Source organism: Amycolatopsis sp. lyj-112 (genome assembly GCF_046549055.1).
Lineage (GTDB): Bacteria > Actinomycetota > Actinomycetes > Mycobacteriales > Pseudonocardiaceae > Amycolatopsis.
The window spans coordinates 1-20,556 of record NZ_JAJPWS010000012.1; the positions used below are offsets into that span (position 1 = coordinate 1).

Here is a 20,556-nt window from a genome sequence, read left to right on the forward strand (position 1 = left end):
AACTCTCCAACAATGTCAAATTTGATCGAGGCAATTTAATGCACTCAAAGGAACCTCAAACGAGGTTCAAATACATAAGCTCTACTGGCTTAGTTCACTAGCACACTGTTGAGTTCTCAAGCAACACACCCCGAATCGCGCCGCACGCGGCCTTATCCGAAGCAGTCATTCCTAGCAGTTTTTGGTGGGACACCCACTCAATCACCTTGAGGCGAGAGCTTGGTTCGTGTCCCGGTCGGCCACCCGGTTTCCCTGGCGACTTGGAGAACTTTACATGGCCGGGAAGGGCCCGAAACAGGGGGGTACCTTAACTGCGTTTTCGCAGGTCAAGCCCCTGTTCCGGGCCGGTCGCCTCGATCAGCCCCCGACGCGCACGCCGGCGACGTTGCGCTTGCCCTTGCGGACCACGAGCCAGCGGCCGTGCAGAGCGTCGTCCGAGGACGGCTTCCACTCCTCGTCGGCGATCTTCGTGTTGTTGACGTACGCGCCGCCTTCCTTGACGGTGCGGCGCGCGGCGCCCTTGCTGTCGACGAGCCCGCCGGCGATCAGCAGATCGATGATCGTCGACTCCCCCCTCGGGTCGACCTTGCCGTTCGGTACCTCGGCCATGGCCGCGTCCAGCGTCGGCGAGTCCAGCTCGCGCAGTTCCCCCCTGCCGAACAGCGCCTGGCTCGCCGCGATGACCTGCCGGGTCGCCTCCTCGCCGTGCACCAGGGTCGTGAACTCCTCGGCCAGCCTCTTCTGCGCCGACCGCAGGTGCGGCCGCTGCTCGGTGTCCTCGGCCAGTGCCGCGAGCTCCTCTTGCCCGAGGAAGGAGAACATCCGCAGGTAGCGGACGACATCGGCGTCCGCGACGTTCACGAAGTACTGGAACCACGCGTACGGCGAGGTCATCTCCGGGTCCAGCCAGAGGCTTCCGCCACCGGTGGACTTCCCGAACTTGCGCCCCTCCGAGTCGGTGACCAACGGCGCGGTCAGCGCGTGTGTGTGCCCGCCGTCGGTCCGGCGGATCAGATCGACGCCGCCGATGAGGTTGCCCCACTGGTCAGAGCCGCCGACCTGCAGCTTGCAGCCGTACTCGCGGTACAGGTGCAGGTAGTCCTGCGACTGCAGCAGCAGGTAACTGAACTCGGTGTAGGACATGCCGTCGGTCTCGAGCCGCCGCTTCACCGTCTCCCGGTTCAGCATGGTGTTGACCGGGAAGTGCTTGCCGACGTCGCGCAGGAACTCGAGCACGTTCTGCTGCCCGGTCCAGTTCAGGTTGTTCTCGACGACGGCGCCGGTCGGCGAACCGTCGAAATCGACGAACCGCTCGAGCTGACCGCGGATGCGGCCCGCCCATTCGGCGACCGTGTCGAGGGTGTTGAGCGTGCGCTCACCGGCGTCCCTCGGGTCGCCGATCATCCCGGTGGCGCCGCCGGCCAGCACGATCGGCCGGTGCCCGGCCCTCTGGAACCGCGAAAGCATCAACAGCGGGACGAGGTTGCCGGCGTGCAGGCTGGGCGCGGTCGGGTCGAACCCGCAATAGAGGGTGAGGGGCCCTTGGTCGAGGTCTCGCCGCAAAGCGTCGGCGTCGGTGGATTGCGCGATCAGGCCGCGCCAGGTCAGCTCGTCAAGGATGTGCTCACTCACGCCTGTAGATGATCCCGCACCAGGTCAACCGACTATCGGCCGGGGGTTGCCACCCGTCGTTTGCCGCCGCGGCGATAGGTGGAGACGGCGGGTGATCCGTCGACCCAGAACCGCCACGGCGTGTCCATCGCCATCGCGACGCCGACGCGCGGTCCAGTGCGGATGGCCGAATCCGGCACCCGGTCGCCGGTGAACAGCCGGACGGGTGACGCGGGGTCGGTCAGGTCGACACCGTTCTCAGCCCGGTCGATCCCGAGTACCGAGGTGAGGATGGCGGGCCCCTTGGCGAGTTCGCCGTTACCCCGAGCGGTCGGCCGCCGCTTCCGGACGATGTCCGCGCCGGACACGACCTCACCCGCGCGCAGCAGCACAGCGCCCGGCTGGCCGTCTTCGGTGCCGACGACGTTGGCGCAGAAGTGCATGCCATAGACGAAATACACGTACAGGTATCCCGCGGGCCCCCACATGACCGCGTTGCGCGGGGTCTTGCCGCGATAGCAGTGCGACGCGGGATCGTCGAGCCCTCGGTAGGCCTCGACCTCCACCAGCCGGACGGCGACCGTGCCGTCCGGCCCGGTCGCTTCGATCACCGAGCCGAGCAGGAGCGAGGCCAGTTCCACCGGGTCCAGCGCCAGCTCCTGCCGGGTGAACTGCCTTCCGGTCACCACGTTTCCGCACTCCCCTTATGTCCGCGATCTCCCTGGCGCCGACCCTATCGCGTTGAGCGACCGCTCAAACATGCCCTAAAGTCTGGAGTGATGAACGGGCCGAGCACGAAGCAGCGCTTGATCGACGGCGCGCTGGAAACCATCCGCACCAGCGGCATCACCGCGGTGTCCGCGCGGACCGTCGCCACCGCGGCGGGCTCCAACCAGGCGCTGATCTTCTACCACTTCGGCAGTGTCGAGGAGTTGATCGCGCAGGCCTGCGTCACGGCGACCGAAAGCCGCGTCACCCACTACAGGGACCGGTTCGCCGCCGTGACCACGGTGGGTGAGCTGCTCGAACTCGGCCGGACCATCCACGCGGAGGAACGGGCCGAGGGGAACATGGCGGTGCTCGCCCAGACCCTCGCCGGCGCGCAGGGCGGCGGACGGCTGGCCGAGGCGACCCGGCAGGCGCTGGACAAATGGGTCCATGAGGTCCGGAGCACCCTCGACCGCGTGCTGGCCGGTTCGCCGCTGCTCGAACTGGCGGACACCGAAGGACTCGCCCACGCGGTCTCCGCCGGATTCCTCGGCCTGACGTTGTTCGAATCGGTCAATCCGGAAGGCAGCGAGCAGGCCCTGGCGGCGCTGGGGCAGCTCGCTGTCCTGATCGACGTCCTCGAAGGACTCGGCCCGGTCGCCACCCGCGCGGTGCGCGCGAAGCTCCGGAAGACCGCGAAGAAGTAGCTACGCGATCTTCGGCGCCACTCGCATCGAGGTGTCGCAGTACTCCGTGCCGTCGGGCAGCCGGGAGAACAGCACCGGCATCCAGTCGTCCCCGAACATCGGGTTCATCCCGGCGAAGACGTTCTCCGCCACCGGCACCAGATCCGCCTCGATCGGCGGGGCGATGCCCTTGAGCCCGTCGGCGAATTCGTAGACGAAGCGCAGCTTCCCGTCGTTTTCGGCGACGGTGATGATGACGCCTTCGCGCCGGTAGATACCGGCGAAGGGCGCGACGTCCACTGAGGGCGGCGTCGCCGGCGGAGCGAAGTCGGCCGGCACCCGGACTCCGGCGAGTTCGCCGAGCAGTTCCCGGAAGAGCGCCGAGTAGAGCCTGTCGGTCGTGCCGTGGTTGGTGAGCAGCACGAGGGCCACCCCGGCCGCGGGCACCACCCGAAGGTAGGAGCGCTGCCCGATCGACGAACCGTTGTGGCCGAAGCCGGGCGTGCCGTCCCAGTCGTGGATCGACAGGCCGAGACCCCAGCCGTCGGAACCGAGCGTCCACTTGTCGAACACCTCGACCTCGCGACGCCGCATCGCGGCCACCGTCTCCCCGGCGAGCACTCGTGTCCCGTCGGCCGCCGTACCGTCCAGCAGCATCCGGGCGAACCGGGCGACGTCGCCGGCGGTGGCGAGAACGCGCCCGTACGGACCGGCCGAGCGCGGCAGGAGATCCCAGGCGGCGTCGGTTCCGGGTCCTCCCCCAGATGTCCCATCGCCACGCGGAACCGCAACGCCTCTTCGGGCAGGGTCATCGTTTCGGTGAGCCCGAGCGGCGCGATGAGCCGTTCCCGCAAGGCGTCGTCCCAGGTCAGGCCGGTGAGCACCTCGACGATGCGGCCGAGCACGTTGTACCCGACGCTACTGTAGGACGCCGCCGCTCCCGGCGGACAGTCCATCGCCACTCCCCGGGCCGCTTCGACGTACTTGGCGAGGCAGTCGTCGCCGCGACCGGTGTCTTCGGTGAAGTCGCAGGTGAGCCCGCTGGTGTGACTGAGCAGCTGCCGGGCGGTGATCGTCTTCGTCGCCTCGGGATCGACCGTCGCGAACTCCGGCAGCACCTCGATCACGGGCGCGTCGAGGTCCAGTAGCCCTTCTTCGGCCAAGCCCAGGACCAGCGCGGCCGTGTAGGCCTTCGCGATCGAACCGAGCTGGAAGACCGAATCGGTGGTCGTCTCCACCCCGGTCCCGCGGTGCAGCACCCCGCTCGCGAGTTCGTGGATCTCGCCCCCGGTCAGCACCGCGAGGGTCGCCCCCGGAACATGGTGCTCGGTCCGCAGGTCGTCGAGGCGGGCCTGCCAGTGGGCGTGATCGAAGTCTTTCCGTACAGTGTTCGGCATACTGAACACTGTACGGAAAATGAGGGCGAGGAGTGTGAATGGCGCGGAAATCGTTCCCGTCGGTGTGGGCACGACCCCCGAAGCGGCAGCGCGACCAGCCGTCGCTGAGCCGGGAGCAGATCGTTTCGGCGGCCATCGAACTGCTCGACGCCGAAGGCATCGACGCGCTGAGCATGCGGAAGCTCGGGATCCGGCTGAACGCGGCCGCCGCGTCGATGTACACCCATGTGGCCGGCAAGGACGAGCTGGTCGAACTCGTCGTCGACGAGATCTACGGCGAGGTCGAGCCACCGCGGCCGGGCCAGTGGCGCACGGCGGCGACGCGGTTCGCGCACGACCTGCGGTCGACGTTCCTCCGCCATCCCTGGATCGGCTCACTGCTGGGCGAGGCGGGGGTGGCGTATCTGGGCCCGAACGTGCTGATGCTGTCGGAGGCGACGCTGGCGTTGTTCGAAGACGCCGGATTCTCGCTGGACGACGCCGACCTGGCGTTGAACACCGTCATGGCCTACGTCGTCGGCCGGGCCACCAGTGAGGCCGCGTGGCTCACGACGCTGAACCGCAGCGGACAGACCGAGCAGGCCTGGAAGGCCCAGCTGTGGCCGGCCGCCGAACAGGCGGTGCGGGAGTACCCGCGGCTGAAGAAGCTGTACGCCGCACAGAGAAACCAGAAACCGGACGAGACCAACAACGCCGACTTCGAGCGCGGGCTGGAGTGCGTCCTCGACGGTCTCGCGACCAAGCTTCCCTGATGCGCGTGAAGGCCCCCTTCCCTCGGGTGAGCCGAGGGAAGGGGGCCTTCACGTACTTCTCAGCTGAGCCAGGTGCGGTGTTCGGTGACCCGCGCGACCAGCCGGTCCAGCTGCTCGGCGACCCGCTCCGGAGCGGTACCGCCGCGGGAGTTGCGCGAACGCACCGAACCTTCGACGGTCAGCACCTCGCGCACCGCCGACGTCAGCGCCGGGTTGATCTTCTCGAACTCTTCGTCGGTCAGTTCGTCCAGGCCGACGCCTCGACCTTCGGCGACACGGACGCTCTCCCCCGCCGCTTCGTGCGCGACACGGAACGGAACCCCTTGGCGCACCAGCCATTCGGCGATGTCGGTGGCGAGGGTGAAGCCGGCGGGCGCCAGTTCGGCGAGGCGGTCGACGTGGAAGGTCAGCGTCTCGAGCATGCCCGCGATGGCCGGGAACAGCAGTTCCAGCTGCTCGACGGAGTCGAAGACCGGCTCTTTGTCCTCCTGCAGGTCCCGGTTGTACGCCAGCGGCTGCGCCTTGAGCGTCGCCAGCAGTCCGGTCAGGTTGCCGATGAGCCGTCCGGACTTGCCCCGGGTCAGCTCGGCGACGTCGGGGTTCTTCTTCTGCGGCATGATCGAACTGCCGGTGGCCCACGCGTCGTCGAGGGTGACGTAGCCGAATTCGGCGGTGTTCCAGATGATCACCTCTTCGGCGATCCGCGACAGGTTGACCGAGAGCATCGCGACGTCGAAGGCGAACTCGGCGACGAAGTCCCGCGACGCGGTGCCGTCGATGGAGTTGTCGACGCTGGTGTCGAAGCCCAGCTCGGCGGCGACGGCCTCCGGGTCCAGGCCCAGTGAGGAGCCCGCGAGCGCGCCGGAACCGTAGGGCGACTCGGCGGTGCGAGCGTCCCAGTCACGCAGCCGGGTGACATCGCGCAGCAGCGACTGGCCGTGTGCGAGCAGGTGGTGCGCCAGCAGGACGGGCTGGGCGTGCTGCAGATGAGTACGGCCCGGCAGGATCGCGTCCGGGTGCCGCTGAGCCTGGGAGACCAGCGCATCGACGACGCTGAGCGTGCCCGCGACCACTCGGCGGGCCGCGTCCCGCAGCCACATCCGGAACAGCGTCGCCACCTGGTCGTTACGCGAACGGCCCGCGCGCAGCTTGCCGCCGAGGTCGGTGCCCGCCCGCTCCAGCAGACCGCGTTCGAGCGCGGTGTGGCAGTCCTCGTCGGCGACCGTCGGGGTGAACGCGCCGGAGGCGACGTCCTGCGCGAGGGTGTCCAGCGCGGCGAGCATGCCGGTCAGCTCGTCCTCGGTGAGCAGCCCCGCCTTCCGTAGCACTCGCGCGTGGGCCCGCGACCCGGCGATGTCGTACGGCGCCAGCCGCCAGTCGAAATGGGTCGACGCGCTGAGCGCCGCCATGGCCTCCGCCGGTCCGCTGGCGAACCGGCCGCCCCACAGCTGCACCGGCTGCTCTTTCCCGCTCACAACACTCCTCGGTTCTTTGGTTTCTTCAGGCGACTGATCGGTCGAAGGTAGCGCCTGTGGTGAAGTCGTACAGCGTTCGCTCGTCGCGCGCGGAGTTCACGACCATGGTCCCGCGGTGCAGCACCAGTCGGACCTCGCCAGAGATTTGCCCGGCACAGACCTTTTCCAGGTCCTCGTGCGCGGTGACCAGCGCGGAGGCGCCCGGGCTCCCGCGCCCATCGAGGCCGAAGGCGCCGGCCCGGAAGTTTAGCTGCTGAACCGCCTCCGGAATGGTGACAGTCTCGCCGTCGATCGCGACCGGCACCCCCTTGTCGAAGGTGATGACCAGCTCTTCCGGGTCGTCCGGGAAGCCGGAACCGTCAGCCACCCTCGCCCTCCTCACCGCCGTCCAAAGTGGACGAGCGCTTCGCCAGCGCCATGAAGCGCTCGGCCAGGTCCTTGCCGGACAACGGTTCCCTGGCGATCACCGCGACCGTGTCGTCGCCGGCGATCGAACCGACGACCTCCTCCAGCGCCGCCCTGTCGATGGCGCTGGCGAGGAACTGCGCCGCCCCCGGCGGCGTGCGCAACACGGTCAGGTTGCCCGACGAGTCCGCCGAAACGAGCAGCTCGGCGAGCAGCCGGGAAAGCCGGGAAGTGCCGCCCTGCACACCACGTACCGGGCTGCCGTCCTCCGGGATGACGTACACGGGAGCGCCCGAATCCGCGCCCCGCAGCTTGACCGCGCCCAGTTCGTCGAGATCCCGCGACAAGGTCGCCTGGGTGACGTCGATGCCTTCCGCCGCCAGGAGCTTCGCGAGCTCCGTCTGGCTGCGGATGGCCATCGTGGACACGAGTTCGTTGATCCGGGCCTGCCGGGTGACCCTGCTGCCGGTCATCGTCGCTTCTCGCCCAGGAGCCAGACCAGCAACGCCTTCTGCGCGTGCAGCCGGTTTTCGGCCTCGTCCCAGACCGCGCTGGAGGGACCGTCGAGAACCTCGTCGGTGATCTCCCAGCCGCGGTGCGCGGGCAGGCAGTGCAGCACGATCGCCTCGTCGGCGGCGCGGCGCATCAGCGAGGCGTTGACCTGCAGTTCACGGAACGGGCCGACCCGGTCGAGGCCGTCGTTCTCCTGCCCCATCGAGGTCCAGGTGTCGGTGACGACGACGTCCGCGCCTTCGACGGCGGCGTACGGATCGGTGTAGACCGTGGTGGTGCCGCCGGTGTCGGACGCGCGATGCTTGGCGTCGAGCATGACCTGCTGATCCGGCTGGAAGCCTTCCGGCGAGACGACGCGGACGTGCATCCCGGCCGTCGTCCCGGCCAGCAGCAGCGAATGCGCCATGTTGTTCGCACCGTCACCGAGGTAGACCAGCGTGAGTCCGGCGAGCTTTCCCTTGCGCTCGCGGATGGTCATCAGGTCGGTGAGGGCCTGGCACGGGTGGAACTCGTCGGTGAGCGCGTTGATCACCGGGATGCTCGCCGCCGAAGCCATCGCGTCGATGCGCTTCTGCGCGAACGTGCGCCACACGATCGCGTCCAGGTACCGGGAAAGTACCCGCGAAGTGTCCTCAATGGTCTCTTCGCGGCCGAGCTGCATGGAGCGCCCGTCGACGATCACCGGGTTCCCGCCGAGCTGGGAGATGCCCACCTCGAACGAGAACCGGGTGCGGGTGGAGTTCTTCTCGAAGATCGCCGCGACGGATTTGCCTTCCAGCGCCCGGGAGCTCAACGGCTCGGCCTTCAGCTGGTCGGCCAGGTCCAGGATCTCGGCCTGTTCGGCGGGGCTGAGATCGTCGTCGCGGAGAAAGTTGCGGAGCATGCGTTTCGTCTCTGTCCTAGGTGGTGGTGGAATCGAGCGCCCCGGGAAGGGCATCGAGGAATCCTTGGGCCTCGTCGGCGCTCAGGATCAGCGGTGGTGCCAGCCGGATGGTGTCCGGGGCGACCGGGTTGACCAGATAGCCCGCCTCCTGCGCGGCCTTCGCGACCGCCGCCGAGACCGGTTCACGCAGAGCGATGCCGAGCAGCAGCCCGGCGCCGCGGACCCCGGCGATCAGCGGATGGCCGATCGCCTCGATGCCGGTGGCGATGTCCTTGCCCAGCGCGGAAACGTGGTCGTTCAGGTTGTCCTTGGCGATGGTCTCCAGCACCGCGAGCCCGGCGGCACAACAGATCGGGTTGCCGCCGAAGGTCGTCCCGTGCTGCCCCGGCTTCACCAGTTCGCCCGCCTCGCCGACCCCGATGACGGCGCCGAGCGGCAGCCCGCCGCCGAGCCCCTTGGCGAGGGTGATGACGTCCGGTACGACCCCGGCGTGCTGGAAGGCGAACCACGCGCCGGTGCGGCCGATCCCGGTCTGCACCTCGTCGAAGACCAGCAGGGTCCCGGTCGCCTTGGTGATCTCTCGCGCTGCCTGGAGGTATCCGTCGGGCGCCGGGATGACGCCCGCCTCCCCGAGGATCGGCTCGAGGAACACGGCCGCCGTCTCGGTGTCCACGGCGGCGCGAAGCGCGTCGACGTCACCGTACGGGACATGCGTGACACCGGGGACCAACGGCGTGAACGGGTCGCGCTTCGCCGGCTGACCGGTCAGCGTCAGCGCGCCCATGGTGCGGCCGTGGAAGGCGCCCTCGCAGGCGACGATCTTGGTGCGGCCGGTGAGCCTGCTGATCTTCAGCGCCGCCTCGTTGGCCTCCGCGCCGGAGTTGACGAACAACGTCTTCGCGTTGCCGGTCAGGCCGGCGACGTCGAGCAGGGTCTCGGCGAACTCGACGACGACAGGGTTCACGTAGAGGTTCGACGTGTGCCCGAGCTTCGCGACCTGTTCGGACACCGCGGCGACCACGGCGGGGTGAGCGTGGCCCAGCGCGTTGACCGCGATCCCGCCGACCAGGTCGACGTACTGCTTGCCCTCGGCGTCCCAGACCTTCGCGCCCTCACCGCGGACGAGCGTCAGCGACGGGGTGCCGTAGTTGTCCATGAGGGACGACTTCCAGTGCTCCTGGCCGTCTGCATTGGACTTGAGGCTGGTCACGGGAGCTCCGTTTCGGGGAAGACCATGGTGCCGATACCGCGGGAGGTGAAGACCTCCAGCAATACCGAGTGGGCGATCCGGCCGTCGATCACGTGCGCGCGGCGGACACCGCCGCGGATGGCGCGCACACAGGCCTCCATCTTCGGGATCATGCCGCTGGCGAGACCGGGCAACAGGGTTTCTAGCCGGTCGACGCGGATGCGGTCGACCAGCGAACCACGGTCCGGCCAGTTGGCGTAGAGGCCTTCGACGTCGGTGAGGACGACGAGTTTCTCCGCGCCCAGCGCGGCGGCGAGCGCACCGGCGGCGGTGTCGGCGTTGATGTTGTGCACGACGCCGTCGATATCCGGGGCCACCGTGGACACCACCGGGATGCGCCCGGCGTTGACGATGTCGAGCACCGCGTCCGGGTTGACCTCGGAGACCTCGCCGACGAGACCGATGTCGACCGCTTCACCATCCACAGTGGCCTGTTTGCGCTCGGCGGTGAACAGTCGCGCGTCCTCGCCGGAGATGCCGACCGCGTACGGGCCGTGCGCGTTGATCAGCCCGACCAGCTCGCGGCTGACCTGTCCGGTCAGCACCATGCGGACGATGTCCATCGTCTCCGGCGTGGTGACGCGCAGGCCGCCCTTGAACTCGCCTTCGACGCCGAGCCGGTTGAGCATCGCGGTGATCTGCGGGCCGCCGCCGTGCACCACCACCGGGCGCAGGCCGGCCAGCCGCAGGAACACCATGTCCTCGGCGAAGGCCTGCTTGAGACTCTCGTCGATCATGGCGTTGCCGCCGTACTTCACCACGACGGTGGCGCCGTGGAACCGCTGCAGCCAGGGCAGTGTTTCGATCAGGATGGCGGCCTTCTCCGTCGCCGTCGCGAGCCGCTCGTCCGCGGAGACCGTGGATTCCGACGTCATGACGAGTACGCGCTGTTCTCTTCGACGTACGCGTGCGAGAGGTCGGTCGTGAAGATCGTCGCCTCGCCTTCGCCGAGACCGAGGTCGACCACGATCTTGATGTCCCGGCCGGAGAGGTCCGCCTCGGAGCGGTCCGCGGCGGTGGTGCCCTTGGCGAACAGGGTGACGCCGTTGATCGTGATGGAAACCTTCTCCGGGTCGATCTCCGCCGGCACGCGGCCCAGCGCCATGGCGATCCGGCCCCAGTTCGGGTCCGAGCCGAACAGCGCGGTCTTGACCAGGTTGTCCTCGGCGATCGTCCGGCCGACGGCGATGGCGTCGGCCTCGCTCGCCGCGCCGGTGACCGTGACGTCGACGTACTTGGTCGCGCCCTCGGAATCCGCGCGAAGCTGCAGCACGAGGTCGAGGCTGACGGCGGTGAGCAGTTCGGTCAGCTCGGCCTCGGTCGGCTCGACGCCACTGGCCCCGGAGGCCAGGACGAGCACGGTGTCGTTGGTGGAGGTGCCACCGTCGACGTCGAGCCGGTCGAAGGTGACCCCGGTGGCCGCGCGCAGGGCGCGGTCGAGGACCTCGGGCGTGGTGACGGCGTCGGTGGTGAGGACCGAGAGCATCGTCGCGAGGTTCGGCGCGAGCATGCCGGCGCCCTTGGCGAAGCCGCCGACACTCCAGCCGGTGTCGTGCTTCGCGGCGGCCTGTTTCGGCTTGCTGTCGGTGGTCATCACCGCGGTGGCGGCGTTGAGACCGGCGTCGGCGTCGGTACCGAGTTCCTTGAACGCGGTGTCCACGCCGGAAAGCAGCGCGTCCATCGGCAGCCGCGCGCCGATCAGGCCGGTGGAGCAGACGGCGACCTCGATGGCGCCCGCCTCGAAGAGTTCCGCGACCTTCTCGGCGGTCTTGTGGGTGTCCTGGAAACCGCCGGGGCCGGTGGCGGCGTTCGCGCCACCGGAGTTGAGGACGACGGCCTTGAGGCGCTGCTGCTTGAGCACCTCCTGCGACCACTGCACGGGCGCGGCCTTGATCACGTTGCGGGTGAACACGCCCGCCGCGACCTGCAGCGGCCCGTCGTTGACGACGAGCGCGAGGTCGAGGTTGCCGGAGGCCTTGATCCCGGCGGCGACGCCGGCGGCACGGAATCCATTCGGCTGGGTGACGGTCACGGAGCCACTCCTACGGTCGGTAGTCCGGTGGTTTCGGGGATGCCGAGAGCGAGGTTCATCGACTGGACGGCACCGCCCGCGGTGCCCTTGGTGAGGTTGTCGAGGGCCGCGACCACGATCAGGCGCCGGGTGTCGGCGTCGACGGTGACCTGCAGCTGGACGTTGTTCGAACCGACCACCGAGGCCGTCGTCGGCCACTGGCCCGGGGGCAGCAGCTGGACGAACGGCTCGGCGGCGTACGCCTTTTCGTAGACCTCGCGGGCGCCGTCGGCGTCCACGTCGGTCTTCAGCGCGGCGCTCGCGGTGGTGAGGATCCCGCGCGGCATCGGGGCCAGCACGGGGGTGAAGGAGACCTTGACCTGCTCCCCCGAGACCGCCGAGAGGTTCTGCGCGAATTCGGGGGTGTGGCGGTGGGCGCCGCCGACGCCGTACGCGGCGGCCGAACCCATCACCTCCGAACCGAGGAGGTTCGGCTTGAGGCTCTTGCCCGCGCCGGAGGTCCCGGTCACGGCGACGACGTTGACCTCGGGCTCGACCAGGCCCGCGGCCAGTGCCGGGGCGAGGGCGATCGAACCGCCGGTCGGGAAGCAGCCGGGGACCGCGATGCGTTTGGTCCCGGCTAGGCGCTCACGGGCACCGGGGAGTTCGGGGAGGCCATAGGGCCACTGTCCGGCGTGGTCGCCGCCGTACCAGCGCTGCCAGTCGGCCGCGTTCGAGAGCCGGTGGTCCGCGCCGAGGTCGACGACCAGCACGTCGGGGCCCAGCTGCGCGGCGATGGCCCCCGAGTGGCCGTGCGGAAGGGCGAGGAAGACGACATCGTGCCCGGCCAGTGTCTCCGGGGTGGTCTCCAGCAGGATCCGGTCCGCCAGCGGCGCGAGGTGCGGCTGGTGCCGGCTGAGCGGCGTGCCCGCGGAACTCGCCGCGGTCAGCGCACCGATCTGGACTTCGGGATGGGTCAGCAGCAGGCGCAGGAGTTCGCCGCCCGCGTACCCGCTGGCTCCGGCCACCGCGATCTTCACCGTCATACGAATGATTATGCACAGGCGTGCAAGTTCAATCAAACAAAGTCATGCGGCTCACCCGAAATAGGACGCCCCCTGTCCCTTATACGGGGCATCCTTGCCGCATGACGGACACGCCGGCCCGGTTGCTCAACCTGCTGTCACTTCTGCAGACACCGCGCGAGTGGCCTGGCAGCGAGCTCGCCGGACGGCTAGAGGTCAGCCAGCGGACCATCCGGCGCGACATCGACAGGCTGCGTGAGCTCGGTTACCCCGTCGAAGCGAGCCGGGGCGCGGACGGCGGCTACCGGCTGGGCGCGGGCGCGGCGATGCCGCCGCTGCTGCTCGACGACGAGGAGGCCGTCGCGATCGCGGTCGGTCTCCGGGGCGCGGCGGGGCAGGCGATCTCGGGGATCGAGGAGTCGTCGGTGCGGGCGCTGGCGAAACTCGAGCAGGTGCTGCCCTCACGGCTGCGCTACCGCGTCAGCGCGCTCGGCGCCGCGACCGTGCCGATGCCCGGCACCGGGCCGGCGGTGGACCCGGAACACCTCACCGTTTTCGCCGGCGCGATCGCCAACAACGAACGGGCCCGCTTCGCCTACCGTACTGGCGACGGGACCGAATCCCGGCGGCACACCGAACCGCACCGGCTCGTCTCGGCCGGTCGACGCTGGTACCTGCTCGCCTACGACCTCGACCGCGACGGCTGGCGGATCTTCCGGGTGGACCGGATCAGCGAGCCGAGGGCGACCGGTGGCCGGGCCACTCCGCGGCAGCCGCCGGCCGAGGACATCGCGGCCTACGTCACCGACAAGATGTACAGCCTCCTGCCCACCTACAGCGCACGCGTGACCCTCCACGCGCCGTTGACCAAGGTCGCCCCCGCGATCGGCGAGAGTTTCGGTGAACTCGAACCGATCGACGACGAGAACTGCCTCTTCCACGCGGGAACGGACACTTTGGACTGGCTCGCGTTCCGGCTGCTGGGGCTCGGCTGCGAGTTCACCGTGCACGAGCCGCCGGAACTGATCGACCACCTCCGGGAGATGGCGGCCCGGGCCACCCGAGGTGCAGCGTCCACGGCAGTCAAAGTGTCTACAGTGGACTGACGGCGGCCGCGAGGTGACCCCGCGGCCGCCTGGGTTCAGCCGAGGCCGACTTCACCTCCCTCTCGCCGGCTCGGCGGGACCGGGAGATACGCGCCCCGGTGCTCCGGGTCGCAACCGACCCTCGGCAGCCGGGCCCGGATCCCGCCCGGTGTCCGCTCGAACGCCCGCGCGACCTCCTCGACGCTTTCCCCGGCCAGCCAACGGCTTTCCAGTTCGGCGTCGAGTTCTTCGGACCAGGGCAGGCCCTGCTGCGCGGGACGATCGGCCGATCTTCGGCGACGGTTCCGGCCGCCCTGCCCGGCGAACGCCAGCAGCGTGTCGGACAGGACGGTCGCCAAGGCCGGGATGGCCTCGGCGTCCATATCGAGCCTGCCTTCGGCTATCGGCTCTTCCTGCGGACCGGCGCCGCCGACCATGACGGTCACCCAGCGGTCTTCCCCGGCCGCGCCGCCACCCTCGCGGGCGGCGACCTCGATGCGATAAACGGTGTCCTGCACCCGGATCTCGGTCCGGTGCTCTTCGACAATGGTCATGCCCGGGACGCTAACGGGCGTCCCCGACAATTCCTTCGCTCAGCTGCGGGGATTCGGCCCGAGACGGCGGATGACCGGTACTTTCAGCGCGGTTCGATGCGAGAGGGTGCCGGTCATGGCACCCTCCGACCCGCCATTAGAGGACTAATTGCGGGAGTGGGCGTTCAGCCGACCGCCCACCGGTCCCGGTCCGTGAAGGACTCCTTGAGGGACTCAGAGTCCCTCAAGGTTCCCTCACGTGCCCAAAGGAAATGCCCCGGCCCGGAAACCGGACCGGGGCATTCAAGCGACCCATGGGCGACCAGGCTCAGAAAGGCAGAGCCTGAGCCAGCGCCTCCCTCTTCACTTCAGCGGCCGACGACGGCACATCCGACTTCGGCTTCGCGGCGGCGGCGGGGGCCGGAACCGGCGGCGGCACCGGGGTGCACTGCACGTCCGAACCGTTGCCCGGCTTGCGCACGGGCAGCTTGCCGGTCAGCAGGTAGTCGGCGATCTTGTCGTCCACACAGGACACACCGGACAGCGAGCCGGAGTGCGTGGTCCCGCCCGGCGAGCTGATCAGGCTGGAGTTCGGGTAGCGCTTGCGGACCTCGAGGCTGCCGGGGTACGGCGTCGCGGCGTCGTTCTCCTCGTTGATCAGGAGGATGCCCGGCACCTTGCGCCCGTCGATCTCCACCGGCTTGCCGGACTTCGCGGGCCAGTTGAGGCACGGGGCGTTGAACCAGGCGTTGCCCCACGTCTCGAACGGAGCCCGGAAATGCGTGACCCAGTTGTCGAACTTCCAGCGGTTCCAGTTCTGCGGCCACGCCACATCGGTGCACTGCACGGCGGCGTACACCGCGTAGCCGTTGTCCTGCCCCGGCGGGTTGGAGTCGTCGTACAGGCCCTTCAGGGTCTGCCAGTCACCCTTGTGCACCCAGCCCGAGAACGCGTTCGCCATGTCTTCCCAGCCGAAGACGTAGTACCCGGCCTGCAGGAAGATGTCGGTCCACTCGGAACCGCCGATCACACCACCGGCGGGCTTGTCGTACAGCTTCTTCTGCTCGGCGTACCACAGCTTCTCGACCGCGGAGGCCGTCTTTCCGAGGTGGTAGACGTCGTCGTACTTCGCGAGCCAGCCGAAGTAGGTCTTGATGTTCTTGTCGAAGGCGATGTCCTGGTTCAGGTTCGCTTTGTACCAGACGTCGCGGGGGTCGACGGTGCCGTCGAACACCATCCGCCGCACGTTCTGCGGGAACAACGTGCTGTAGACCTGGCCGAGGTAGGTGCCGTAGGAGAAGCCGTAGTAGTTGATCTGCTTCTCACCGAGCGCCTTGCGCAGGCTGTCGACGTCCTTCGCGACGTCGATGGTCTTGATGTGCTCGAGGATCGCGCCGTTCTTGGCGCACGCCTTCGCGTAGCCCTTGGCCTTGTCCAGCCAGGCCTTCTCGAGCGCGCGCGTGGTCGGCACGTACTGCGGGCGGTTGTAGGAGGCGTAGTTCCCGTCGCAGGTCAGCGACGGCTTGCTCTCCCCCACGCCACGCGGGTCGAAGCCGATCCAGTCGTACTCCTGGCCCGCCTTCTTGGGGACGTACTGGCCGAGCGTCGACAGGCCGAGACCGGAGCCACCGGGCCCACCCGGGTTGACCAGCATGACGCCTTGCGACTGCGGCGACTTGTGCTTGACCCGCGAAACGGCGATGGAGATCTTCTCCCCGCCGGGCTTCGCGTAATCCAGCGGGACTTCGAGGAAGCCGCATTCGGCGCCGGCCTTGACCAGGCTCGGCCGCGTGCAGGCTCCCCAGCTGATGGGCTTCGGATCGAAACCCGACGCAGAGGACGCCGTTGCGGAGGGGGCGAGCGCCAGGGTGCTCACACCGATCCCCGCGACCGCCAGGGCGGCAACGAATTTCTTCACTGTGTTCCTTTTCGTCCGCGTTCGACCCGGTCGGGCCGAAGCTACCGAGAACCGGCTTCAATCTCGCTGACCGACACGTCCGCCACCATCCCTCTTTAGTCGGTATCCGTCCCCGTTCGGGCAACGGATCCGGGCATATCCGTCTTGTCGGTCCTCTGTCGTACGCTCGCGGCGCCCTACTGGGAGAGGAGCGCGGATGGATGCGGTGAAAAGCCTGGTTTCGGCGGTTCGCAACGGTTTGGCCGGACTGGCCGATCCGGCGAAGGCACCGGCGATGCAGGCGTACATGAAGTCGGAAATGCCCTATCGCGGTGCGCAGAAACCGGCCAGGGCCGCCTTGCTGAAACGGGTGATCGCGGAACATCCGCTACCCGATCGAGTGAGTTTCTCCTCGGCCGTACTGACCTTGTGGCGCGAAGCGGAATTCCGCGAAGAGCGCTACGCGGCCGTCGATATCTCCGGGAGCCGGGGATACGGGCGCTGGCAGGACTCCGGGCTCCTCGACCTGTACGAGGAGATGATCGTGACCGGCGCCTGGTGGGACTATGTGGACGAAGTCGCCATCCGCCGGGTCGGGCCGATCCTGCGAGCGGAACCGGAGACGGTGACCCCGTTGATGCTGACGTGGGCCTACGACGACGACAAGTGGCGTCGCCGTACCTCGGTGATCTGCCAGGTCGGCTCGAAGGCCGGGACCGACACGGATCTGCTCACCCGTGCCATCGAAGCGAATATCGACGACAAGGACTTCTTCCTGCGCAAGGGAATCGGCTGGGCCCTGCGTGAATACGCGAAGACCGAGCCGGACTGGGTACGCGCCTTCGTCGCCGCGCACGCGGCGCTCTCGAACCTGTCCAGGAGGGAGGCGCTCAAGCACCTGGGAGGGTGAGCGCCTCCTTCGGGACGAGCGCGATCAGGTCGTCGACCAGGCCGGCGGACTCCGGAAACTGCCTGCACAGTTCGTGCAGATCGCGCAGAACGTCCACTCTGGACTCCAGCGGAGTGGTCGCCGAAAGGACGTCGGCGAGCAGGCTCTCGGCTTCGTCCGCCCGCCCGAGCACGGCGAGGTAGACGACCTGATTGAACCGCGCGACGAGGTTCTCGGGGTCGGCCACGACCGCGTCGGTCGCCTGAGCCAGCGCCTTCGTGAACTCCTCGCGTCCCAGCTCCGGACGGCCGCACTTCACCTCGGCCACTCCGGCGAGATACCGGACCCAGTTCGAACCGCGCAGATCCTCGTCCATGACCTCCAGCGCCTCCGGATGGTGGCCGCCATAGACCAAAGCTTCCGCGAGGCCGGTCCGGACGTAGTTCCGCGTCGTCAGCGCGGTGACTCTCCGCCAGTCCTCGGCGGACCCGTCGTAGTCACCGGTCAGCAGCCGGATGCCCGCGCGGAGCTGGACGCCGAGTTCCTCATCGAAACCGTGGGCCAGGGCGTGCTCGATGTCCGCCAGCGCGCCCTCGAACTCGTCGAAAAGGTGCCGGTGCACCGCCCGCTCGTACCGGGCCAGCGGCAGATCGGGATCCAGCCGGACGGCCTCGTCGAGCACCTCCCGGGCTTCGTCGTGCCGTTCCAGGTTCGCCAGCGCTTCGCCCTTCATCGCGTGGACGTGAGAGCTGTCCGGCTCCTGTTCGATCGCGGCGTCGAAATCGGCCAGTGCCGGCTGCCAGTCCCCCAGCCTTGTGTGGGCGAACCCCCTCTGCCAACGCGACACGGCATTGGCCGGGTCCAGCTCCACCGCCCGGTCGAAAGCCGCCAGCGCGGCCGGGTAATCCTGTTGGAACAGCAGTACGTTCGCCCGCTGGACGTGGTTCTCGGCATCCTGGGGCGCCAGTTCGATCGCCCGGTTGAAGTCGTCGAGCGCCGCCTGGAATTCGCCGATGGCGACGTACACGGTCCCCCGCATGTACACGGCCCACTCGTAGTCCGGATCGCTCCTGATCGCGGCGGTGCAGTCGTCGATCGCGAGCCTGTTCCGGTCGGCGCGGCTGTGGAACGCCGCCCGCGCCGTCAGCGCCCAGGGATCACCCGGTTCGGCGACGACGGCCGCGTCGAATCCCCGCGTCGCGGCATCGGTGTCCCCGACGCGTTCACAGAACCGGGCCAGCTCGGCGTGGTAGTACGCCTGCTTGGGCCGGAGGGCCACCGCCGCCCGGAACCCGGCAAGCGCTTCTTCGTTCTCCTCCAGCCCGTGCAGCAGCGTCGCGCGGCGGTGGACGGCCCACGCGTAGTCGGGGTCGAGCCGGATCGCGGTATCGAGCTCGTCGATCGCCTTCCGGACGTCCCCGCGTTTCTGATGCACCTTGCCGCGCGCGGTGTAGACCCAGGCGTTGCCGGGTTGGAGCCTGACGGCTTCGTCGAGGTCTTCCATCGCCCCGTCGAGGTCTCCCAGCTCGGCACGCGAGGATCCGCGACCTCGCCACGAATAGGCGTAGGCGGGATTGAGCTCGATCGCCCTGTTCAGGTCTTCGAGGGCTCGCGCCCACTCGCCGTCGTTGTGGAACAGGTTGCCTCGATCACTCCAGGCGAAGGAATCGTCGGGGTTCAAGGCGACGGCGCGGTCGTAGTCCCGCCGGGCCGCGTCGGTGTCGCCGCGATCCTCGTAGGCCCAAGCCCGCCTCCTGATCACGGTGGACAGGCGGACGGCGCCGAGTTCGGCCGCCCCCGCCAGCAGATCGAGGACCTCCACGTCACGGGGACCGTCGCCGGCGGTCAGGCACTCGTCGAGCCGCGCGGCCCACCGGAGTACGACCGCGGCGTCCGCGTCCGTACCCGCCTGCTCCATCATCCGCACCCAGGAACGGGCGGCGGCGACGCCGGTGATCATCATGTTGGCCGCGTTCAGCAAGGCCTCCGGCAGCGCTTCGGCCGGATCGGCGCAGAGCAGGTGGTAGCCCTGTTCCAGTTTCACCCGTTCCCAGCGTTCGTCACCCCAGGCCTGGCTCCTGACCTCGGTCCCGGTGACACCGAGGCCGGCGGCGCGGCCCCCGTAGTGTTCGGCCAGCTTCCGGTGCCGCTCGGCGAACTCGCTGGGCGAACGTCCGCGTTCGAGCCGCACCATCGGGCCGCGGACCACCGGGTGGTAGCGCACGGGCAGCTCACGGCGACCGACGAACGGGAGCTCACGCAACCATCGGAAGGTCTCCGCCGCCTGGTCCGGCCCGGTCAGGACACCGAGCACGTCCTCGTCGAGCATCCTCGGCAGCGCGGCTCTCGCGGCGATGTCCCGCAGTGGCTTTTCCGGTACCCAGCGCAGGAACCGGTCGACGGCGTCGCCGCCGGGATCGCCGATGCTCCCGGCCTCCGCGGGATTCCCCCGCGCCAGCATCGCGACCAGCACCGGCAGGCCGTCGGTCAGCCGCAGCACGACCTCGATCACCTGCTCGTCGGTGATGCCGTGCTCGCCGAGCAGGTGGCGTGCCTCCTTCTCGGTGAACGGGCGCAGCCCGATCTCGTGGACCAGCGGCGCGTGGCGGTTCCACTTCCCCTCGTCGAGCGGGAACTGCCCGGCCAGCGTGAGCACGAGATTCTGCGGCAGTTCGCCGTACCGTCCGCCCAGCAAGGCGAGCAGCCACGTTTCGAGCACCGGCGCCGTCCGCTCGAAGGTGTCGAAGAACAGCGTGATCTGGCGAGACTCCGGGATGCGCCACAGGTCTTCGACGAAAGGCTTCGTCAGCTCCTCGGCCGGATCGAGCAGCAGCCGGATGTCGGCCTGCCGCTTGAACTTCGCCGCCAGATAACTCTGCAGTTGTTCCAGCTGCTTCGCCGCGGCTGCCGGGTCGATCACTTCGGCGGCGAGATCGCCTCCTGGCAACGACTTCGCGAGCCCGAGCCCGACCTTGACCACCGTCTTCGTCAGCAGCTCACGGCCGGCGGCCGGGGCCTGCGGATCGTTGTGGAGCCGCTCGCGCGCCTTGAGATAGAACTCGTGGCGTTTCTCGAAACGCCGCATGTCGTGACCGCAGCGGGCGAGATCCTTCGCCAGCTTGACCAGCGTGGACGGAAGGTCCTGCTGGGCGTCATCGGCGAACCCGACGGCGGCGCGGGATTCCTCGGCGATACCGCGAAGCTGTTCGAGGAGGAAGGTCTTGCCGACCCCGGCGAGTCCGTGCACCGAGAAGAGGTATCGGCGGCGCGGGTCGCTCCCCGGAAACCCCAGATTGGCCCGGAAATCGTCGCGTTCCCCGACCCGGCCGACGAAGCCGTCGCTCAACCGGGTACGTGCGATGTCTTGGATGCTGGAGCGACCGTCAGGACGTGGCACGGCTCCTCACTTTGCCATACCTGGAACGCGTGAAGGCCCC

General features: G+C 68.8%; 17 protein-coding genes and 1 pseudogene. 4 read left to right on the top strand and 14 right to left on the bottom strand.

Going from position 1 to position 20,556, the window contains the following annotated elements:
- Nucleotides 1–357: 357 nt before the first annotated feature.
- Together tyrS and ACLJRL_RS31210 are read right to left on the bottom strand one after the other, a co-directional pair.
- Nucleotides 358–1,632: a tyrosine--tRNA ligase gene (tyrS, locus tag ACLJRL_RS31205; RefSeq protein WP_410659914.1), complete on the bottom strand. Its 1,275-nt coding sequence runs from the start codon at nucleotides 1,630–1,632 to the stop codon at nucleotides 358–360.
- Between the two features lie 32 nt (nucleotides 1,633–1,664).
- A complete protein-coding gene (locus ACLJRL_RS31210; RefSeq protein ID WP_410659915.1) occupies nucleotides 1,665–2,297 on the bottom strand; it encodes a DNA-3-methyladenine glycosylase in 633 nt (210 codons plus the stop codon).
- Between the two features lie 93 nt (nucleotides 2,298–2,390).
- Between ACLJRL_RS31210 and ACLJRL_RS31215 the strand changes: the two genes are divergently transcribed.
- The gene (locus ACLJRL_RS31215; protein ID WP_410659916.1) at nucleotides 2,391–3,026 is read left to right on the top strand and encodes a TetR/AcrR family transcriptional regulator; all 636 of its coding nucleotides are present in this window, start codon (nucleotides 2,391–2,393) and stop codon (nucleotides 3,024–3,026) included.
- Here the strand turns inward: ACLJRL_RS31215 and ACLJRL_RS31220 are convergent.
- Nucleotides 3,027–4,402, bottom strand: a pseudogene (locus ACLJRL_RS31220) (serine hydrolase domain-containing protein). It abuts the gene before it with no gap.
- 38 nt (nucleotides 4,403–4,440) lie between these two features.
- On the opposite strand from ACLJRL_RS31220, the gene ACLJRL_RS31225 reads away from it, so the two are divergent.
- Nucleotides 4,441–5,154, top strand: a complete 714-nt coding sequence (locus ACLJRL_RS31225) for a TetR/AcrR family transcriptional regulator (protein WP_410659917.1) — start codon at nucleotides 4,441–4,443, stop codon at nucleotides 5,152–5,154.
- Between the two features lie 59 nt (nucleotides 5,155–5,213).
- Here the strand turns inward: ACLJRL_RS31225 and argH are convergent, their stop codons facing one another.
- The 8 genes from argH to argC are packed head-to-tail and all read right to left on the bottom strand — an operon-like array spanning nucleotide 5,214 to nucleotide 12,736.
- Nucleotides 5,214–6,629 carry an argininosuccinate lyase gene (argH, locus tag ACLJRL_RS31230; protein ID WP_410659918.1) on the bottom strand — a complete coding sequence of 472 codons (1,416 nt, stop codon included), beginning with the start codon at nucleotides 6,627–6,629 and terminating at the stop codon, nucleotides 5,214–5,216.
- 25 nt (nucleotides 6,630–6,654) lie between these two features.
- Nucleotides 6,655–6,996, bottom strand: a complete 342-nt coding sequence (locus ACLJRL_RS31235; protein ID WP_410659919.1) for an argininosuccinate synthase — start codon at nucleotides 6,994–6,996, stop codon at nucleotides 6,655–6,657.
- On the bottom strand, nucleotides 6,989–7,507 hold the full coding sequence (locus ACLJRL_RS31240) for an arginine repressor (protein WP_410659920.1): 519 nt from the start codon (nucleotides 7,505–7,507) through the stop codon (nucleotides 6,989–6,991). The genes ACLJRL_RS31235 and ACLJRL_RS31240 overlap by 8 nt, the downstream gene beginning before the upstream one ends.
- Nucleotides 7,504–8,430: an ornithine carbamoyltransferase gene (argF, locus tag ACLJRL_RS31245; protein WP_410659921.1), complete on the bottom strand. Its 927-nt coding sequence runs from the start codon at nucleotides 8,428–8,430 to the stop codon at nucleotides 7,504–7,506. Before argF ends, ACLJRL_RS31240 begins: the two co-directional genes overlap by 4 nt.
- 16 nt (nucleotides 8,431–8,446) lie before the next feature.
- Entirely contained in the window at nucleotides 8,447–9,640 is a 1,194-nt protein-coding gene (locus tag ACLJRL_RS31250; RefSeq protein WP_410659922.1) for an acetylornithine transaminase, read from the bottom strand.
- Nucleotides 9,637–10,554: an acetylglutamate kinase gene (gene argB / locus ACLJRL_RS31255; protein ID WP_410659923.1), complete on the bottom strand. Its 918-nt coding sequence runs from the start codon at nucleotides 10,552–10,554 to the stop codon at nucleotides 9,637–9,639. The genes ACLJRL_RS31250 and argB overlap by 4 nt, the downstream gene beginning before the upstream one ends.
- Nucleotides 10,551–11,711: a bifunctional glutamate N-acetyltransferase/amino-acid acetyltransferase ArgJ gene (argJ, locus tag ACLJRL_RS31260; protein ID WP_410659924.1), complete on the bottom strand. Its 1,161-nt coding sequence runs from the start codon at nucleotides 11,709–11,711 to the stop codon at nucleotides 10,551–10,553. The genes argB and argJ overlap by 4 nt, the downstream gene beginning before the upstream one ends.
- Nucleotides 11,708–12,736 carry an N-acetyl-gamma-glutamyl-phosphate reductase gene (gene argC, locus ACLJRL_RS31265; protein ID WP_410659925.1) on the bottom strand — a complete coding sequence of 343 codons (1,029 nt, stop codon included), beginning with the start codon at nucleotides 12,734–12,736 and terminating at the stop codon, nucleotides 11,708–11,710. Before argC ends, argJ begins: the two co-directional genes overlap by 4 nt.
- Before the next feature lie 101 nt (nucleotides 12,737–12,837).
- Between argC and ACLJRL_RS31270 the strand changes: the two genes are divergently transcribed.
- A complete protein-coding gene (locus ACLJRL_RS31270) occupies nucleotides 12,838–13,821 on the top strand; it encodes a helix-turn-helix transcriptional regulator (protein ID WP_410659926.1) in 984 nt (327 codons plus the stop codon).
- A 35-nt stretch (nucleotides 13,822–13,856) separates the two neighbouring features.
- Here ACLJRL_RS31270 and ACLJRL_RS31275 read toward each other — a convergent pair whose 3' ends face one another.
- Nucleotides 13,857–14,354 carry a helix-turn-helix domain containing protein gene (locus tag ACLJRL_RS31275; RefSeq protein ID WP_410659927.1) on the bottom strand — a complete coding sequence of 166 codons (498 nt, stop codon included), beginning with the start codon at nucleotides 14,352–14,354 and terminating at the stop codon, nucleotides 13,857–13,859.
- Between the two features lie 307 nt (nucleotides 14,355–14,661).
- Nucleotides 14,662–16,251, bottom strand: coding sequence for an alpha/beta hydrolase (locus ACLJRL_RS31280; protein ID WP_410659928.1), 1,590 nt, complete (start codon nucleotides 16,249–16,251; stop codon nucleotides 14,662–14,664).
- Between the two features lie 196 nt (nucleotides 16,252–16,447).
- Here ACLJRL_RS31280 and ACLJRL_RS31285 point away from each other — a divergent pair, with 196 nt between their 5' ends.
- Nucleotides 16,448–17,140, top strand: a complete 693-nt coding sequence (locus ACLJRL_RS31285) for a DNA alkylation repair protein (protein WP_410659929.1) — start codon at nucleotides 16,448–16,450, stop codon at nucleotides 17,138–17,140.
- On the opposite strand, the gene ACLJRL_RS31290 is transcribed toward ACLJRL_RS31285, so the two are convergent.
- Nucleotides 17,121–20,516 (bottom strand): tetratricopeptide repeat protein, encoded by a 3,396-nt coding sequence (locus ACLJRL_RS31290; RefSeq protein WP_410659930.1) that lies wholly within the window; start codon nucleotides 20,514–20,516, stop codon nucleotides 17,121–17,123. The genes ACLJRL_RS31285 and ACLJRL_RS31290 overlap by 20 nt on opposite strands.
- Nucleotides 20,517–20,556 lie beyond the last annotated feature (40 nt).

Coding starts and splice junctions, on each gene's coding strand:
- ACLJRL_RS31215 (WP_410659916.1), top strand. CDS start 2,391: ATGAACGGGCCGAGCACGAAGCAGCGCTTGATCGACGGCGCGCTGGAA.
- ACLJRL_RS31225 (WP_410659917.1), top strand. CDS start 4,441: ATGGCGCGGAAATCGTTCCCGTCGGTGTGGGCACGACCCCCGAAGCGG.
- ACLJRL_RS31240 (WP_410659920.1), bottom strand. CDS start 7,507: ATGACCGGCAGCAGGGTCACCCGGCAGGCCCGGATCAACGAACTCGTG.
- argF (WP_410659921.1), bottom strand. CDS start 8,430: ATGCTCCGCAACTTTCTCCGCGACGACGATCTCAGCCCCGCCGAACAG.
- argB (WP_410659923.1), bottom strand. CDS start 10,554: ATGACGTCGGAATCCACGGTCTCCGCGGACGAGCGGCTCGCGACGGCG.
- argC (WP_410659925.1), bottom strand. CDS start 12,736: ATGACGGTGAAGATCGCGGTGGCCGGAGCCAGCGGGTACGCGGGCGGC.
- ACLJRL_RS31270 (WP_410659926.1), top strand. CDS start 12,838: ATGACGGACACGCCGGCCCGGTTGCTCAACCTGCTGTCACTTCTGCAG.
- ACLJRL_RS31275 (WP_410659927.1), bottom strand. CDS start 14,354: ATGACCATTGTCGAAGAGCACCGGACCGAGATCCGGGTGCAGGACACC.
- ACLJRL_RS31285 (WP_410659929.1), top strand. CDS start 16,448: ATGGATGCGGTGAAAAGCCTGGTTTCGGCGGTTCGCAACGGTTTGGCC.